19 protein-coding genes and 1 tRNA gene are annotated in these 15,643 nt (G+C 55.3%); 13 read left to right on the forward strand and 7 right to left on the reverse strand.

What is annotated here, in order from left to right:
- Positions 1 to 165 precede the first annotated feature (165 nt).
- A complete protein-coding gene (locus ACHUE7_RS13095; protein ID WP_394170368.1) occupies positions 166 to 675 on the forward strand; it encodes a PRC-barrel domain-containing protein in 510 nt (169 codons plus the stop codon).
- Between the two features lie 108 nt (positions 676 to 783).
- Here ACHUE7_RS13095 and ACHUE7_RS13100 read toward each other — a convergent pair whose 3' ends face one another.
- On the reverse strand, positions 784 to 1,332 hold the full coding sequence (locus tag ACHUE7_RS13100; protein ID WP_394170369.1) for a hypothetical protein: 549 nt from the start codon (positions 1,330 to 1,332) through the stop codon (positions 784 to 786).
- Between the two features lie 309 nt (positions 1,333 to 1,641).
- Here ACHUE7_RS13100 and ACHUE7_RS13105 point away from each other — a divergent pair, with 309 nt between their 5' ends.
- From ACHUE7_RS13105 to ACHUE7_RS13115, 3 genes are all read left to right on the forward strand, one after another.
- Entirely contained in the window at positions 1,642 to 1,815 is a 174-nt protein-coding gene (locus ACHUE7_RS13105; RefSeq protein ID WP_394170370.1) for a hypothetical protein, read from the forward strand.
- Positions 1,816 to 1,901: 86 nt separating this feature from the next.
- Positions 1,902 to 2,120, forward strand: a complete 219-nt coding sequence (locus ACHUE7_RS13110; protein ID WP_394170371.1) for a DUF3185 family protein — start codon at positions 1,902 to 1,904, stop codon at positions 2,118 to 2,120.
- Between the two features lie 108 nt (positions 2,121 to 2,228).
- Positions 2,229 to 2,645, forward strand: coding sequence for a hypothetical protein (locus tag ACHUE7_RS13115; protein WP_394170372.1), 417 nt, complete (start codon positions 2,229 to 2,231; stop codon positions 2,643 to 2,645).
- A 3-nt stretch (positions 2,646 to 2,648) separates the two neighbouring features.
- On the opposite strand, the gene ACHUE7_RS13120 is transcribed toward ACHUE7_RS13115, so the two are convergent.
- Complete coding sequence (locus tag ACHUE7_RS13120) at positions 2,649 to 2,912, reverse strand: hypothetical protein (protein ID WP_394170373.1); 264 nt, start codon at positions 2,910 to 2,912, stop codon at positions 2,649 to 2,651.
- A gap of 17 nt (positions 2,913 to 2,929) precedes the next feature.
- The gene (locus tag ACHUE7_RS13125; RefSeq protein WP_394170374.1) at positions 2,930 to 3,217 is read right to left on the reverse strand and encodes an ElaB/YgaM/YqjD family protein; all 288 of its coding nucleotides are present in this window, start codon (positions 3,215 to 3,217) and stop codon (positions 2,930 to 2,932) included.
- Between the two features lie 417 nt (positions 3,218 to 3,634).
- Here ACHUE7_RS13125 and ACHUE7_RS13130 point away from each other — a divergent pair, with 417 nt between their 5' ends.
- From ACHUE7_RS13130 to ACHUE7_RS13150, 5 genes are all read left to right on the forward strand, one after another.
- Positions 3,635 to 3,799 carry a hypothetical protein gene (locus tag ACHUE7_RS13130; RefSeq protein ID WP_394170375.1) on the forward strand — a complete coding sequence of 55 codons (165 nt, stop codon included), beginning with the start codon at positions 3,635 to 3,637 and terminating at the stop codon, positions 3,797 to 3,799.
- Positions 3,800 to 3,991: 192 nt separating this feature from the next.
- The gene (locus ACHUE7_RS13135) at positions 3,992 to 4,258 is read left to right on the forward strand and encodes a GlsB/YeaQ/YmgE family stress response membrane protein (protein ID WP_394170376.1); all 267 of its coding nucleotides are present in this window, start codon (positions 3,992 to 3,994) and stop codon (positions 4,256 to 4,258) included.
- Positions 4,259 to 4,383: 125 nt separating this feature from the next.
- Entirely contained in the window at positions 4,384 to 4,698 is a 315-nt protein-coding gene (locus tag ACHUE7_RS13140) for a BON domain-containing protein (RefSeq protein WP_394170377.1), read from the forward strand.
- A 422-nt stretch (positions 4,699 to 5,120) separates the two neighbouring features.
- Positions 5,121 to 5,642 (forward strand): tRNA adenosine(34) deaminase TadA, encoded by a 522-nt coding sequence (tadA, locus tag ACHUE7_RS13145; RefSeq protein ID WP_394170378.1) that lies wholly within the window; start codon positions 5,121 to 5,123, stop codon positions 5,640 to 5,642.
- Between the two features lie 65 nt (positions 5,643 to 5,707).
- Positions 5,708 to 6,883, forward strand: coding sequence for an MFS transporter (locus ACHUE7_RS13150; RefSeq protein ID WP_394170379.1), 1,176 nt, complete (start codon positions 5,708 to 5,710; stop codon positions 6,881 to 6,883).
- Positions 6,884 to 6,908: 25 nt separating this feature from the next.
- Here ACHUE7_RS13150 and ACHUE7_RS13155 read toward each other — a convergent pair whose 3' ends face one another.
- Entirely contained in the window at positions 6,909 to 8,393 is a 1,485-nt protein-coding gene (locus ACHUE7_RS13155; protein WP_394170380.1) for a glycogen synthase, read from the reverse strand.
- On the reverse strand, positions 8,380 to 9,615 hold the full coding sequence (glgC, locus tag ACHUE7_RS13160) for a glucose-1-phosphate adenylyltransferase (protein WP_394170381.1): 1,236 nt from the start codon (positions 9,613 to 9,615) through the stop codon (positions 8,380 to 8,382). Before glgC ends, ACHUE7_RS13155 begins: the two co-directional genes overlap by 14 nt.
- A 452-nt stretch (positions 9,616 to 10,067) precedes the next feature.
- Between glgC and ACHUE7_RS13165 the strand changes: the two genes are divergently transcribed.
- The gene (locus tag ACHUE7_RS13165; RefSeq protein WP_394170382.1) at positions 10,068 to 10,562 is read left to right on the forward strand and encodes a hypothetical protein; all 495 of its coding nucleotides are present in this window, start codon (positions 10,068 to 10,070) and stop codon (positions 10,560 to 10,562) included.
- Between the two features lie 29 nt (positions 10,563 to 10,591).
- On the opposite strand, the gene aceK is transcribed toward ACHUE7_RS13165, so the two are convergent.
- Both aceK and ACHUE7_RS13175 read right to left on the reverse strand, forming a co-directional pair.
- A complete protein-coding gene (aceK, locus tag ACHUE7_RS13170) occupies positions 10,592 to 12,316 on the reverse strand; it encodes a bifunctional isocitrate dehydrogenase kinase/phosphatase (RefSeq protein ID WP_394170383.1) in 1,725 nt (574 codons plus the stop codon).
- Complete coding sequence (locus ACHUE7_RS13175; RefSeq protein ID WP_348476104.1) at positions 12,303 to 13,088, reverse strand: hypothetical protein; 786 nt, start codon at positions 13,086 to 13,088, stop codon at positions 12,303 to 12,305. Before ACHUE7_RS13175 ends, aceK begins: the two co-directional genes overlap by 14 nt.
- A 158-nt stretch (positions 13,089 to 13,246) precedes the next feature.
- On the opposite strand from ACHUE7_RS13175, the gene ACHUE7_RS13180 reads away from it, so the two are divergent.
- From ACHUE7_RS13180 to ACHUE7_RS13190, 3 genes are all read left to right on the forward strand, one after another.
- Positions 13,247 to 13,322: transfer RNA gene (locus ACHUE7_RS13180), tRNA-Glu, on the forward strand.
- A gap of 235 nt (positions 13,323 to 13,557) precedes the next feature.
- Positions 13,558 to 14,481 (forward strand): carbohydrate kinase family protein, encoded by a 924-nt coding sequence (locus tag ACHUE7_RS13185; RefSeq protein ID WP_394170384.1) that lies wholly within the window; start codon positions 13,558 to 13,560, stop codon positions 14,479 to 14,481.
- Between the two features lie 154 nt (positions 14,482 to 14,635).
- Positions 14,636 to 15,346: a DUF3581 domain-containing protein gene (locus tag ACHUE7_RS13190; protein ID WP_394170385.1), complete on the forward strand. Its 711-nt coding sequence runs from the start codon at positions 14,636 to 14,638 to the stop codon at positions 15,344 to 15,346.
- Positions 15,347 to 15,643 lie beyond the last annotated feature (297 nt).

Below are 15,643 nucleotides of genomic sequence, written 5' to 3' on the forward strand. Positions count from 1 at the left end.
GGTCAGTTTAGCGCGCGTAATCTTGTACTTCATCCTGAACATCACAAAGAGTGGTGATTCAGTTCCGTTTCTGGCGCTGATGCCAGGGAAAAGAGCCTTGATGAAGCCGTTGGCCAGACTCGCGTTTGTAGAGCAGCCGACTTACTCGACTGGAAGGAGATTCACATGAAAAAATTACAATCTTTTGCTTGTTACGCTTTGGTTACCCCCTTTATTGCATTCAGTGCAAGTGCACTGCTGGCCGACCAGCATGCGACTGAATCCGATGCTGAGTACGTTCCGGGCAGTACTGAAATGGACCAGAACGATGATCTGTCCAATAACAATGAAATGCAGGATGACCGGGGCAATCTTGACCAGACTGGCATGAACAACACTGGCTATATGGACACGGTTCCGGCCAATGGCATGCATGCAACCAATCTGATCGGTGCCCAGGTGATGGGTAACGATGGTGATGTGGTTGGCGAAATCAGCGAACTGATTATTGATGAAAGCGGTCAGGTCGTCGCCATCGTCGTCGGTGTTGGCGGTTTCCTGGGTATGGGTGAAAAAGACGTCGCCATTGGCTGGGATGACGTTACACGTACCGGTACTGGCGATGATCAGGAATTGCGCGTTGTGTTAACCCGTGATGACCTGAGTGCGGCGCCGATGTTTGAACGTCGCGAATGATAGCCAGGTAGTTCTTTTTCGTTCAGGGAAGAACGAAAGATCGGCAGAGGCGAAAGCCTCTGCCGATCTTTTGGTGCTTAGTTTGCTGGTGCTGGCGGTTCGTTCAGTTTAGAAGTTGTAACCCAGGCCAACCGTATAGGCCCAGACGCCATCGTCCTGGAATGAATCGGAGGCATCGCTGGTGCTGTCGAACAGGAACTGATATTCAACACGCGACAGGAAGTAGGTTTTTGACTGCACGTAATACTTCAAACCACCTTCCAGGCCAGCGAAGGCACTGTTATTAACGCCATCGCCGTAGATACCACCCAGACTACCGCCCACGAAAGGCCGTGCGCGGTCATTCAGGAACTGATAGTTAACGTAGCCGCGAGTAGAGCCGTTCCAGAAATCATTGGTGATGCTTTCACCACTGATACTGGCGTAGTTCACACTTTGCCGGATACCGGCAACCAGGCTGTCTCCGAGATACCAGCCAAGATCACCGGTTACACCAAAGCTACCACTGTTAAATTCCTGATCACTGCTACCGGTTCCGGAAATTGAAAATTCCTGTTCGCCCTGATCGGGGCCGAATTGCAATTTTTCTGCCGATAATGCCATAGGTAGGGCACCCAGCACGCAGAACGTTATTGCCGCTGTATGGATTCTGATCATGAGACATTCCTTGCTTTAAGTGTTCGGGTTAAACGTCCGAACTGCGCCAACATGTGTTATGGGCAGGCCGTGACGAAGCGAATGGCGGGTTTGTCTGCCAACGCAAACGCTAGCCCTTATGATCATCGCTGGCGGCGTAGGCGTCTGTTCGAAAGCGCACCCTGCAAATACTTTGTTCGCTTGGTGGGTCATCGCACAGACCTCTGCACGCGATTTCACTAGCTTGATGATTGGGAGTCTTGCCGTGTATCTGTGTTCGTTCGCGGCGCCAGGCAATACCCAAACACGACATTCATAGGAGAACAGCTCATGAACAAGAACCAGACTCAGGATAAATCGAAGAAGGAAAATATGGGGGTAGTCGGCGATAAATCGGCTGCTGACAAAAGCAGCAACAAAAAGGGTAAAGGCGGTAAGCAGGGAGGAAACTCCGGGGCCGTATTGGGAGAGATCAACGACGACCCTAAGAAAAAGCAGAAATAAGCGCTTTAACGACTCGATTTCAGAGTACATACGCCTGCGGATGTCGGCAGGTTGACCGGTCAGATCGAAAAAAAAAGGAGTTGGATATGATGAGTAAGAGAGTTATAGCCCTGGTACTGCTGGTCGTAGGCCTGATCCTGCTTTTCTTTGCCTATCAATCATCGCAGAGTCTGGGTGACCAGGTAACTGAAGCAGTGACCGGTCGTTTTACTGACTCCACGACCTGGTTCATGATTCTAGGTGCTGCCTCTGCTGTCGCTGGCGTTGTGATGCTATTAACGGGCAGGACGCGGCGGGATTTTTGACTTGAAGGCACATGACTGCCTCCAACCGGCGTTGTTGACGCAGGTGCCCGCGACGTTAATTCGCCGGCGAGCCCGAAAACGCGCTTTGAACAATAGGGATGTGGGGTCGTGAAAGAAACCGATACAACCGAAAATATGGCAAGTAATATTCGGGATGTTATGACCATTCTTAGATCAATGCCATCGGATATGATAAGCCTTGCCATGGTAGAGACGCAGTTGTTTGGGAGTACAGCACTGACGATGCTGAAACTCTGTGTAGTGATCGGGCTGCTGCTAGTGGCGGGGTGGCTTTTTACCAGTACCGCTGCGGTAATCATCCTGGATGGCTTAAACAATGTCAGTTTGTTAGGTGCTGTTGTAACGGTTGCCTTGTGTAATCTTTTTTTGGCGGCTCTGCTTATTTGGCGGTTACGTCATATTGCCCGCGATCTTACTTTTCGTGAGAGTCGTTCAAGTGTGTTTACCTTGCTTGCCCATGCCAGATCGCTAGTAGGTGGCGACGCCGAAGAGCAAACAAGATAACAGTCAGCGTGTGGAAGAGCCAACCTGGCCAGAGATGATATCTTCGGCTTTCACATTACCGGCGAGGGTGGTTAGAAGGTCCCGCGCGTTCTTGATGCCGGGCATACCCAGACGCCCGGCCAGTACACCAGAAACAAAGGCAATGGGTAGGGCAGCCGGGCTATATGCGAACCGTGTCGCTCGACCGACCAGATTGCGGATGCGTTGGTGAGCAATGTCTGCACGACGGTCAATATCGCCGCGCAGCAACGCAGCTCTGTGCTTCAACCTGGTTCGTTTGGACATTATGACGGACGCTTCAGTGCAGACAGCAAGGTTCCTGCGGCAAATGCGAGTCCGAGCGAGATCATCGGGTTTTCCTGCACAAAGCCACTAATAGACTGCAGCGCGTCGTCAGTGCGTTCCCGCGTCTTCTGCCCGGCTTCCTTGGCGTGGGCTTTCACGTCTGCGGCTTCATGACGGATTCGCTCTTCGGCCTTTCCGGCTGTTTTGGCTATCTGGTCTACTGAGCCGTGAGCACTCTCCGATAGCCGGTCTGTAGTGGCGTGTTCACTGTTGGTTGCTTTACCCATGGTGTTCTCCATTGCCGTATAGGCATTGTGTGCAGCTTTGCGGGCTGTGCAGTGCGCGGACGAAAAGTGACTGCCTTTCGGCTTCCACCCCTGTGAACAATCAAGTTTCCAGTATCAGTGACTGGTTGTCTGCGCGCCATCGTACAGAGACCAGGTGTTGTACGTAAATTTACCTTGGGGTTTTCTGTCAGGTTTTGTAAGGAAGATCGGTTAGCAGGCACGCAACGGGGTAGGATCGTTTGTTCGCGGGCGAACAGACCTTTTTAACGTCGCCTGCCATCATTCGTTTCTGCCTTAACGACGTTTCGTTCAGTTCAACGGGAAACTCCGTTTAGGAGCAGAGTCAATACTGTCTGAACACCCGCTTAGTCAGAGTTCAGTGCAGTGCATTTCAATCACCTGCCAGGAGTCAATACCATGAAAATCAACAAAGCATTGTCAGCCACCCTTATCGCAAGTGTTTTTGTTATTACGTTAGCTGGCTGCGACAGAGACGGACCCTTGGAGGAAGCCGGCGAGAAGATGGATGACAGCATTGATGATGCTGGTGACGCTATAGAAGATGCCACAGACGGGAACTGATCTTCAGCCTATGCACCATCTGGAATGTAATCACATGGTGATGGCCCCGGTGTTCCGCTTTTAATGACTGTAGTCGAGTCAATGACATTAAAAAGGGGCAAACAGTACGGTAGCGCACGGTAACATCACCACAGCAGACGTATGCTTTTCTTTCTGATGCCTTGTGCGTCCGGAGAAAAGGAGGAAAACGTCATGGGTATTATCATTTGGCTCATCATGGGTGGCCTGATCGGTTGGATTGCCAGCATGATCATGGGTACTAATGGCCAGCAAGGTATTATTTTGAATGTGGTGGTCGGCATTGTTGGCGCTCTAATCGGTGGCTGGCTGATTGGGCCTTTGCTCGGCGCAGGCTCCATTAACGATGGCCTCAGTATTTTGAGTGTTATCGTGTCGTTGATCGGCGCGGTTATCTTGCTGGCTATTCTGAGTTTCTTTCAGCGTGGTTCTGCTCGCTGAGCGGTGTCGCCAGCCTGGTGTGTTTTAACCCGGCTGGCCTACGTTCGGCTTAATCAATTCTTTAGGTGGGCTTTACTGTCGACCGACAGTATTAACCCAAGTACTGGTAACTGGAGACTTTAGTCATGAATCCGACAAGATCAATTTTTGCGTCACTGCTCGCGGTACTGCTGTTAACGACTGTTATCGGTTGTGCGGGCAGTGCAACTCAGGAAAGTACGGGCGAATACTTTGATGACACCTGGATAACCACCAAGGTGAAGGCCTCTTTGGTTGATGACCCGATCGTCAAGGCGCGCGAAGTCAATGTTGAGACGTTCAAAGGCGTTGTGCAACTCAGTGGCTTTATTGAGTCACAGGAAGCAATGGATAGGGCCGTCGCAGTTGCCAGTAGTATCGAAGGCGTGACCTCTGTCCGAAACGACATGACGATAAAATAATACGCTTTGCCTGAATGCCGGTTCCGCCAGTACGACTCAGGTACCATCGCGATCAGCAAAGCAGAAAATCGGTAAGGCGAATAGGCGCCGATCGTTACTTAGGCAACACCCCTACAAGTCTTTCATTCCCTGCTGTTACTTCAGAGGCCACCAATTTGGTGGCTTTTGAGGTAACTGTTAGCCATGTCTGCTCCCATTCTCATTACCAAACTGTACGCTTCGCCACCGAGGGCCAATGCTGTTCGAAGCCATTGTTAGTTGCCAGACCCCCTCGGGGATTCGCCATGGGTCATTTAAGCGGATGCGGGGGCAAGCCAGTTAACCTCACAGCAATACCGCACTTGGTCTGGAAGTTTGATATTCTTGCGCCCGATCGACTCTGGTAAGGGTTGACGGTAATCGGGTTTACGGGAGAAGTGGGTGTGGCCGGTAACGACGCGGGTAAGTTGGATGATAGCGCTGCAATGCAGTTGGCACTGAACCAGGCCAGGCTGGCAGCCGCCGAAGGCGAAGTGCCGGTTGGAGCGGTCGTGGTGCTCGATGGCGAAGTGATCGCTTCGGGCTACAATCGCCCGATCGGTGCGCTGGACCCGAGCCAGCATGCCGAAATGCAGGCCATCCGACAGGCGTGTCTCGCGGTTGGGAACTACCGTTTGCCGGGCGCGACGCTGTATGTCACCGTTGAACCCTGTACCATGTGCGCCGGTTTGCTGGTGCATAGCCGCATAGCAAGATTGGTATATGGCGCGGTCGAGCCCAAGAGTGGAGCGGTTGCTTCCAATCTGAATCTGTTGCATAACGGCCCCTACAATCACCGTATTGACGTGACCGGTGGCGTTCTTGCCGACGAATGTTCGACCCTGATGTCTGACTTCTTTGCCGAGCGGCGTGCCCGTCAGAAGGCTCTGAAGCAGGCGGCCGGTGCTGCAAAGCCCGAATCCTGATCTACGCTTAACCCGATATATTCGAGCCACCCCCTAACCGGTTTTTGTTTCCCGACAAGGATTTTATGACCGACATCACCACACTGAGTTTTGCTCAGAAATCGCGACGGCTATCACCGATGTACGCCGCCTATTTCACTCTGTTCGGCGTTTTTACACCCTATCTGGCGCGCTACCTTACTGCCCAGGGGCTGACGCCCCAGCAAATTGGCGTCATTGTCGCTACGGTCTTTGGTGTTAATGTTTTTGCTCCCTTTCTGTTTACCCTGATCAGTGATCGCACCGGTCAGCGCCTGCCGCTGATTCGCATTGGCTATGTGCTGATGGGGGTGTTTTACCTGTTGGCGCTAAAGAGCGGCGATTTTTTCTGGTACCTGACTGTATTCGGGCTCTTTGGCGTCTTTATGTCGGCGGTGTTACCGCAGATGGAGGGGGTGGCGTTAATCGTTCTGGGCAAAGACCGGTCCCGCTATGGTCAGATCCGTCTCTGGGGCTCGGCCGGTTATGTGGTCATCGTCTGGACGCTGGGTGCAGCGCTGGACCGGTATCCGGTCACCATTTTACCCGTCATAGGCGCCGTGCTCTGTGGTCTGATGTGGGCCTCCACCTGGCTTATTCCGAAAGAGACCCGGTTGCGCGCTGAAGACAGAACAGCCTCAAAGGGGCTGGAGAATGCTTTTATCGACTGGCCGCAGGTGGTCATATTGATGGCGGTTGTGTTTTTGTGGCAACTGGGCCTGGCGCCCTACAACACCTTTTTTGATCTGTTTTTGAAAGACCGGGGCTTCAGTGCAACGACCATCGGGTTTCTGATCAGCTTCGGCTCTATCTGTGAAATTGTGGTGTTTTTGTTTATCGCTAGCTGGTTTCAACGCTTCAGTGAGCGGCTGCTGATTGTTTTTGCTCTGGGCATTACCGTGGTGCGCTGGGTTCTGCTGGCCAATTTGGAGCAAAGCTTCGCCTTGGCATTGCTGATCCAGGGCATGCATGCCCTGACGTTTGGCGTGGTGCACTCGGTTGCGATTCACCGGGTAGGACGGCTGTTTCCACCCAGCCGACAAGGGTTTGGGCAGGGGCTGTATGTCTCGATGGGGATGGGCGTCGGGCTGATCTGCGGCAACCTGATTGCTGGCTGGCTGTGGCAGGGCACCGGCATTGTGTACTGGTTCGCCGCCGCCATGGCGTTGGTGGCTACCTTGCTGGCCTATTATGGGTTTAAGCCCATCCGCAGCCAGGGGTAGCTCCCGAGCTGCGAACGAACAGACTTCAATGTCGGGGGACTTTCAGCAGTTTTCGGTACAGGCTGACATAGGCTTTGGCCGCTGTTGACCATTCAAAGCGCTGTTTCATGGCGGTGCGTTGCATGCCAAGCCAGACCTCCGGCTGTTCCTGGTAGACCCGAATCAGGCGGTGCAGTTCGGCGATCAGGGCGTCCGGTGTTGGATCCGCAAACATGAACCCGGTCGCCTGGCCGGCATTGGTGCCATCGTCGGCCAGCGGGACGACGGTGTCTTTAAGACCCCCTACCGCCCGCACCAGGGGTAAGGTGGCGTAGCGCAGGCTGTAGATTTGGTTCAACCCGCACGGCTCGAAAATCGACGGCATCAAAAAGGCGTCGCCTCCGGCTTCGAGCCGGTGGGCGAGGGCATTGTCGTAGCCCTCCACGAAGGCGACCCGGCTGGGGTATTCCCGTGCCAGCCGGTGCAGTTGGGCCGCCAGGTTCACATCGCCCGAGCCGAGCAGGGCAACCTGGGCATCAGTGTTTCGCAGGGTTTCCCATAGTGCAGGAATCAACAGATTAAAGCCTTTCTGATCGGCCAGCCGGCTGATCGACACCAGCAGGGGAGCGTCGCCTTCTGCAAGCCCCAGTTCCTGTTTCAGCAACGCTTTGCAGCGAGCCTTACCGCCATCGTTCGGGCTGCTGTAGTGTGCCGGCAGGTCCGGGTCGGTTTCCGGCGACCATTGGCCGTAGTCACAGCCATTGAGAATACCGCTCAGGGCGTCGGCCCGTTCGCGGAAGATGGGTCCCAGACCGTGACTGCCGAGATCACTGAGCAATTCAGCCGCGTAGCCCGGGCTCACTGCGTTGATGGCATCGGCAAACCGAATTCCCCCTTTGAGCAGGTTGATCTGGCCGTGGTCTTCGAAGGCACCCGGGTGGAAAAACTGTTCGTGAATACCCAGAGTTCGTAACCAGCCGGAGCTGCACTGCCCCTGATAGGCCGCATTGTGCAGCGTCAGAACGGAACGGCTGTGGGCAAAGAAGGGTTCATAGCGAAAGTGCTCGGCCAGATAGAAGCAGGCCAGTGCAGCCTGCCAGTCATTGGCGTGCACAATGTCGGGTTGCCAGTCGTTGTCGCGGCACCATTGCAAGGCCCCTTTGCTGAGCAGGGCATAGCGCCGGGCATTGTCTTCATAGGGCGTGGCACCGTTGTCGTAGATACCCGGGCGGTCGAAGCTGTCACTGTGCTCGATCTGCACGGTTGGTATGCCCTGGTGCTCGCCGGTGCGGGTGGCCAGCCAGGTTTCCTCGAACGCATTCAGGTGAACGCAGAGACTCTGGTGCGGCCACTGCGACCAGACGGCCCGGGTTTTGGCATAGGCTGGCGTAACCAGCCGCACGTCGTGCCCGAGACGAACCAGCTCGGCTGGCAGGGCGCGGGCGACATCGGCCAGCCCGCCTGTTTTTACCAACCCCTCAACTTCAGAGGCAATGACCAGAACCTTCAGGGGAGATTTATTCGAAGCCAACCTGGGCTCCTTTTGGAATGGTGATGATACCGTTCGGCGAAACGTGGAAGCGCTGGCGATCGTGCTCGGGGTCTTCACCGATGACCGTTCCCGGGGCAATGTTCACGTTCTTGTCGATGATGGCGCGGCGAATGCGGCAACCGCGTCCGATGTCGTTGTTGCCCATCATCACGCAGTTGTCGACGTAGGCGTGGCTGTGAACATGGCAGTTGTAGCCCAGAATACTGCGGTGCACGATGCTTCCGGAGATAATACAGCCGCCGGATACAATGGAACTGATCGCCTGGCCGGTGCGGTTGGCTTCGTCGTGTACGAACTTGGCTGGTGGCACGGCCGGATGGTAGCTGCGCAGTGGCCAGTGCTTGTTGTAGAGGTCGAAGGGGGGCTCGACCGCCAGCAAATCCATGTTCGCTTCGTAAAGGGAATCGAGTGTGCCCACATCTCGCCAGTAACCGCTGGTGTGTTCCAGCTCGCCGCGGATCACGTTGGTGGAGAAGTCATAGACGTACACCACACCGGCCTTGTACAGGTCGGGAATGATGTTGTGGCCGAAGTCGTGCACGGAATCCGAGCTTTCGGCGTCTTCTTTCAGACACTGCACCATGGTGGGCGCGTCGAATACATAGTTGCCCATGCTGGCCAGCACGTAGTCGGGTCGGCCGGGAATGGTTTTCGGGTCTTTTTTCGGCTTTTCCTGAAAGCCAATCATCTTGTTGTTTTCATCGATTTCGATGATGCCAAACTGGTCGGCCTGGCTGATGTGAACCGGAATGGCTGCAACGGTGAGCTTGGCGTCGTCGAAACTGCGGTGAAATTCCACCATCTGGCGGACATCCATCTTGTAGATGTGGTCGCCCCCGAACACGCAGACGACCTCCGGATCCATGCCTTCAATGAGCTCGATGTTCTGGTAAATGGCATCGGCCGTCCCCTGATACCAGTGCTTGCCCATTTGCATCTGGGCCGGTATCGGGTCGATGAACCGGTTGGTCAGCCCGGTCACGCGCCAGCGCCGGCTCATGTGCTTCATCAGCGAATGGGACTTGAACTGGGTCAGAACGAAGATTTGCAACAGGTCCGAGTTGACGAAGTTATTCAACACGAAGTCTATGATGCGGTAGTTGCCGCCGAACGGTACCGCCGGTTTTGCTCGGACCGAAGTAAGTGGTGCCAGGCGGGTGCCCTCGCCACCGGCCAGAATCATCGAGAGTATGCCGGACATAATGTATCCCTTTTTCAGTCTGTCTTGTTGTTGTCGTGATGCGCACTGGCCTGCCCCTGAGTCCTGAGACGGAGGGCAGGTGAGTGTTTGGCGATAGCCTGTTCAAATTCAGTGTAGGCAAAAGCGCATTGATTTGCCGTTAGTTTCTTGCTTAATTTTTTCTTAATACGCCGGTGTCAGGCCCCGAAGACCGTGCCAAGGGATCCGAAGAAAACGTCAGACCCCCAAGGGTTGCTCCGGTTCCGGTCGTAATAAACCAGTGCAGCAACCACCGCAGTGACAACCAGCAGAAAGATCAGCAGCTTTTTATACATTGGGCAGCGTTATCCTGGAAAGGTGCGTTTCATTGTGTACCGAATCTTTTCGTGTTGGCAAGGCATGAGGTCTGCCTGACGCCTCTGATTCTGGTAAACTGGCCCCGTTTTTATCGGTTTATTGACGTGAGGATGAACATGAGAGCGCCTTTTGAGAAATCGCTGAGTTGGTCGGTTGGCATGGTGATGCTGGTACTGGCCGGTTCGGCGGTGGCGGAAACGGAAGGCTCGGGGGAGGCAGCCATCGCCCTTTCTGAGACGGCAAAAATTCGTCTGGTGCCGTTGGTGGACCAGACCCTGACGGAATCCGGAACGGTTACGGTTCAGCCAGAAGACGATGGCAGCCCGGATGGCGCACTGAGTGAGGCGTTGCCGCGCCACTGTCTGATGTCGGTGCGGGTATCGCTCGGGGGTGACGCGGCACAACTGGAAGCCGGCAAAATGGTCTGTGTTACCGAAGACCGGCGTATTTTGGAATTGACGCCTGAAGCGACGATTGAAGGGCTGGGTGAGTGCCAGGCATCCGGCGGGGCTGACTGTGGCCGGTTTGTGATCAGTGCGCAGCAGCACGGAACCCTGTCGTTGCAAACGGCAGGCCGGCTGGTGCCTCAACCCCGTAACGAGCAGAACTGACGCACGAAGTGCTGGCTTGTCGTCGCCTGTCAGGGGCGGCTAAGGCGGATGTGGTCCGGGTAGGGAAAAATATCGGCGACCACACCCGCGTTGAGTTCATCCTGTACCTCGCGCCAGTAGTCTGCATCCAGCAAGGCGGCGTGGTAAGTCACAAAGTAGCGCTCCAGCCGGGCTTCGTTGAACAGGAAGGTGGCAAACTCTTCCGGAAAAATATCGTTCGGTGCCACGCTGTACCAGGGTTCACTGGCCATTTCGTCTTCCGGGTAGCGTGGAGGGGGAATCCGACGGAAATTGCAGTTGGTCACCCAGTCGATTTCATCATAATCGTAGAAAATCACCCGTCCGTGACGCGTCACCCCGAAATTCTTCAATAGCATGTCACCAGGAAAGATGTTGGCCGCTGCCAGCTCCCGTATGGCCTGGCCGTATTCCCTGAGAGCGGCTTCCTGTTGCGCTTCTCGGGCCGGGTCTTCGAGATAGAGATTGAGCGGGATCATCCGGCGCTCGATGTAGCAGTGGTTGATGATCAACTGGTCGTTTTCAAAGCGAATACTCGATTCCGCCACCCGTGCCAGCTCTTGCTGCAGCTCTTTTGAAACGCGATCCAGAGGCAGTGCAACCTTGGAAAACTCCCAGGTATCGGCCATGCGGCCAACCCGATCGTGCTGCTTGACCCGGTGATATTGGTTTTTGACATGCTGACGCGTCATGTCTTTCTGGGGAGCGAACTTGTCTTTGATGATTTTGAACACATAGGGGTAGGAGGGCAGGGTAAACACCGTCATCACCATGCCCTTGATGCCCGGTGCGATTTCGAACTGATCGTCGCTGACCGCCATGTGCTGCAGCAGCTCGCGATAGAACTGGGTTTTCCCCTGCTTGTGCAACCCGATCGATGAATAGAGTTCGGCCCGGGTTTTGGTGGGCATCAGCTTGCGCAAGAAATTGACGATGGCCATGGGGCTGCCGGTGTCTACAAAGAAGTAGGCCCGGGCAAAGCCGAATACGATGGCCATGGCATTGCTGTCGAGCAACAGGGTGTCGGCATAGAGGAAGCCGTCTTCGTTGTTCAGTACCGGCACAATAAAGGGCAGTGTCCGGTTGGACAGGTTCAACCGCCCGATCAGATAACAGGCCTTGTTGCGAAAAAACGGTGTAGTGATCAGGTCGATGCTGTACTTGGAGGCGGTTTTTGCCAGTTCCGGCTCCTGCGTCCGGAACCGGTGAATCAGGTGTCGGACATCCCGGTGGGCGTTCTCGAACGGCAGGCCGATGTCCATGTCTTTCAGCAGTTGCAGTATGGTCGCTTCCAGATTGCCATCGACCGTATAGCGGCGCACCAGGTCTTCGTCGGTCTCATAATGGCGCCAAAGCGCATCGGATTCGACGAAGATGTATTCGTTGTTGAAATAGCGTCGGTCGAACAGCCGGCAAAAGACCGAGTTGAAAAAGGTTTCCGCCAGGTCGGGCTGGGGGTGATGGCGCAGCTGCTCACTGAGCAATTGTTTGACGCCTTGCCAGTGCTTTGGATCCAGACCTTCATTGCATTCACGCAGTGACTGGACGCACAAGTCGACCTGGGCGTCATAGAGGTCGACTCTGTCTCTGTGGATGGCTTGCAGCTCAAGCCATTGGGCGTTCAAAAAGCCCTGATGAGCGCGCTGGCAGTAAGAGCGGAAAATCTGATAGTGCTGGTCGAATCCGGCCAGAATGCGCTCGGCCAGGCGAACAGAGGGTGACTCAGTCGTAGACATTCTTTTTCTTCCAGCTTTCCTGGTCATCAATCAGGCCTTCCATATCGGCCGCCAGTCGCTCCGCCTGACCACTGGATTGGGCTTTGCGATCATTACGCCAGGCTTCAATGATTTGTTGCAGGCGGGTACGCAGCTCAATCTCTTCCTGCTTGAACAGCGGCGCCTGGCGCGAGGTGGCGATGGTATCAATGGCTTTCTGGTAAGCGACGCGCGCCTCCCTGAAGTGCTTGGTCACCATGGCCTGGTCGGCGCGGGTTTTGAAATAATCGAGGGCTGTTTCTACCAGTTTGTATTCCACCTGGTTGAGGAGTTTGTCGGCGTCGGTTTTGTTCAGGCGGCCGCTGTCGTAATTGCGCTTAATGAATAGAAACAGGGATTTGAGCGTTTGCCGGTGCAGATTGGTCTCTTCCGAATTCAGGCGCGGGGCTACCGCCGAAGGCGGGTTCTTGCGCAGCCGGGCGCGTTCTTTGGCCAGCTCCTGAAAATCCTCCTCCAGCAACTTGGCTTTATCGGCCGACAGAGGGATCTGTGCTTTGATGTTTTGCAGCAACGCCTGGTAGATAAAATCGCGTAACTCGGGTGATAGGAATGACGAAGGCAGGCCACGCAATACGTTGTTCAGCTTGCGTTGCTGGTTGAGCAAGTTTTGCAGCAGCTCTTTATTGGCGGCGCGGGCTTTGTGACGGCCCTGGGCAATGAGCATGCCGATAACCATCAGGCTGATGATGGCGACTGCGATAACACCAAGCAATGTCGTAGTGGACGCGCCCATGTGGCCTCTCATATTCTTCCAGCAGACGACCCAGCCCGGAGGGGCGGCGGCTGAACTTGGGTTTATAGTCAGCAGTGTAATCTAAAAAAACGTATAAAAACAAAGATTTGCTTGACAGTATTCAGACTCGACCTTAAAGTTCCCACCGCTTTTGACGTGTCCCGTTCGTCTAGTGGCCTAGGACACCGCCCTTTCACGGCGGTAACAGGGGTTCGAGTCCCCTACGGGATACCACTCCAGCACCTTCCAGAGAAACCTTCTGCACACCCGTTCCGCCTTGTGCGGTCTGCACACAGTATAGCCTCACCTGATATATCTGACTGCTTGCCAGGCCTATTGCCCGAATTTGCCATCCTGACGGGCCTCTCAGTGTTTCGACAACGCCCGAATGGCGCCACAGCCGTGACAGCTTGCGACGGAAGTGACACACTTCAGCCTTTATGCAACAGCCCAAGTGAGTGAAACGTTCATGAAGCCGGTTTATGCCTTTGGTGAAGTTCTGGTCGATGCCCTGCAAAACGGAACCGTGACTGAACAGGGCCTGGCGATGCCTCAGGCTGTGTTTTACCCGGGTGGTGCGCCGGCCAATGCCGCTGTTGCTGCCGCGCGCCTGGGCGCACGGGCACTGTTCATTGGTCAGGTCGGCCGGGATGGCTTTGGCCATTATCTGAAAACGGCCCTTAATCACTACGGCGTCGATACACGGTATCTGCGTTCGACCGACGCGCCCACCCCGATGGCCATGGTGACGCTCGATGACCGCGGCGAGCGTAGTTTTCAGTTCTACCGCCAGGGCACGGCCGATGTGATGCTCGCCGCCCATAAACTGCCCAACCCGGCTGAATTTGCTCCGGGCATCCTGCACTGCTGTTCTAATACCCTCACCGAGCCCGGCATCCGCCGCGTCCATATTGGTTTTGTCGACCGGTGCCGGGCAGCGGGTAATCTGATCAGTTTCGATGTGAACCTGCGCAAGAATCTTTGGCCCGATCAGACCAATTTCCGCGAACCGATTCAGTCGATGCTCAAACGTGCCGATGTGATCAAGGTCAGTCGTGAAGAGCTGGATGAGCTATGGGATGGTGATGCCGAATCCGAGCTGGTGAGTTGGGCCTTTGCCCATGAAGCCAAGGCCATTTTTATTACCGATGGAGCCAACCCGGCGACACTGATAACGCCCGATGCCCGCCACCAAATGCCGGTGCCCGACGTTACTGTGGTTGATACTACTGGCGCCGGTGATGCGTTTTCCGGCGCTGTTCTGGTCAGTCTTTGCCAGCCAGAGACACCCGACTGGGAGGCGGCACTGAGTTTGGCCGTTAAGTGCGGTGCCTGGGCGGTTGGACGGGCGGGGGCTTTTCCCTCTTTACCGACGGCCGACGACGTTCAGTGACCCTTATTCACAGCTCTTTTTGTTGATGGCCGCTGAATAGCCGGCTGCTTTGGTTAACAATGCTGTGTTCCGGTACAGTGCCCGTGCCAGGCTGTATTGATGTTCAGCCCGGCCAGATTGTACGATTTATCGTTGCATTAAATAGGGGAGCCCTGTGTTTCTAGACGCCTTTCACACCCAGCACACCGACAACACCATCAGCATCAGTGCTGAGCAGGGCAGTGCCTTTGCCAAGGAAATCGCTGGCGATTTCAACCCGATTCACAATGTTGGCGCCAAGCGGTTTGTGGTGCCGGGCGATCTGTTGTTCGCACTGGTTCTGAACCGCTACGGGCTGAGCAAATCGATGTCGGTGCGCTTCTCGGGCATGGTCGGCGCCGACCGGACACTGGTTCTTCCGGAAGTGGACAAGGGCACCATTGATATTGTCGATGCCGAGGGCAAGGCTTACCTGCACCTGGAACACAGCGGTGAAACCAGTCACGATGCGGCCCTGATCGAAGACCTGACACGCAGTTACGTGGCGTTCTCGGGCCAGAATTTCCCGTTCATCATGGTACCCCTGCTGGAAAAGCACCAGGTGATGTTCAACCCGCGCCGGCCCCTGGTGATATACGAGAGCATGGCATTCGAGTTGACTGACCTCAACATCAGCCAGCCATCGCTCGAACTGGCCAATACCTCATTGATCGTCAATGGCAAGCGGGGCGACGCCCTGTTCGAGTTCAACATCGTCGCTGGCGGGCAGCGTGTGGGTACGGGCATCAAGAAGCTGATCGTCAGCGGGTTGCAGCCCTTCGATGCCGAGCTGATGGATGGCGTTATTGCTGAATTTGACCACCTCAGGGCCCATTACGCCCGCTGAATCTGGCTCCACTCCCGTTTGGTTGGCCCGCGCGCACCGTCGTCCGGGCTGTCATTTCCTGTTTTGCCCCTGTCTCATCCCGACCCCTGAGCCCTTGTATCCGGTCCGGGTACTCGTGCGCCATTAGGGTGCTTGCTGGTGGCAAAAATGGGGCGATGTTAATCATTTGCACTCATTCGGTGCGAACAGCGCGTTACTTCCGCGGTCAGTCCTGGCCGGTATCTTGCTGTGTCCTATTCTGTAGAGCGACTGACGCCAATCAAGTTGGGGCAGCAGGCCCTGACCGCAGGACAGGAT

Source organism: Saccharospirillum alexandrii (assembly GCF_043641555.1).
In the GTDB taxonomy this organism is placed as follows: Bacteria; Pseudomonadota; Gammaproteobacteria; order Pseudomonadales; family Natronospirillaceae; genus Saccharospirillum; species Saccharospirillum alexandrii_A.

Coding starts and splice junctions, on each gene's coding strand:
- ACHUE7_RS13095 (WP_394170368.1), top strand. CDS start 166: ATGAAAAAATTACAATCTTTTGCTTGTTACGCTTTGGTTACCCCCTTT.
- ACHUE7_RS13100 (WP_394170369.1), bottom strand. CDS start 1,332: ATGATCAGAATCCATACAGCGGCAATAACGTTCTGCGTGCTGGGTGCC.
- ACHUE7_RS13105 (WP_394170370.1), top strand. CDS start 1,642: ATGAACAAGAACCAGACTCAGGATAAATCGAAGAAGGAAAATATGGGG.
- ACHUE7_RS13110 (WP_394170371.1), top strand. CDS start 1,902: ATGATGAGTAAGAGAGTTATAGCCCTGGTACTGCTGGTCGTAGGCCTG.
- ACHUE7_RS13125 (WP_394170374.1), bottom strand. CDS start 3,217: ATGGGTAAAGCAACCAACAGTGAACACGCCACTACAGACCGGCTATCG.
- ACHUE7_RS13130 (WP_394170375.1), top strand. CDS start 3,635: ATGAAAATCAACAAAGCATTGTCAGCCACCCTTATCGCAAGTGTTTTT.
- ACHUE7_RS13135 (WP_394170376.1), top strand. CDS start 3,992: ATGGGTATTATCATTTGGCTCATCATGGGTGGCCTGATCGGTTGGATT.
- ACHUE7_RS13140 (WP_394170377.1), top strand. CDS start 4,384: ATGAATCCGACAAGATCAATTTTTGCGTCACTGCTCGCGGTACTGCTG.
- ACHUE7_RS13150 (WP_394170379.1), top strand. CDS start 5,708: ATGACCGACATCACCACACTGAGTTTTGCTCAGAAATCGCGACGGCTA.
- glgC (WP_394170381.1), bottom strand. CDS start 9,615: ATGTCCGGCATACTCTCGATGATTCTGGCCGGTGGCGAGGGCACCCGC.
- ACHUE7_RS13165 (WP_394170382.1), top strand. CDS start 10,068: ATGAGAGCGCCTTTTGAGAAATCGCTGAGTTGGTCGGTTGGCATGGTG.
- aceK (WP_394170383.1), bottom strand. CDS start 12,316: ATGTCTACGACTGAGTCACCCTCTGTTCGCCTGGCCGAGCGCATTCTG.
- ACHUE7_RS13175 (WP_348476104.1), bottom strand. CDS start 13,088: ATGGGCGCGTCCACTACGACATTGCTTGGTGTTATCGCAGTCGCCATC.
- ACHUE7_RS13185 (WP_394170384.1), top strand. CDS start 13,558: ATGAAGCCGGTTTATGCCTTTGGTGAAGTTCTGGTCGATGCCCTGCAA.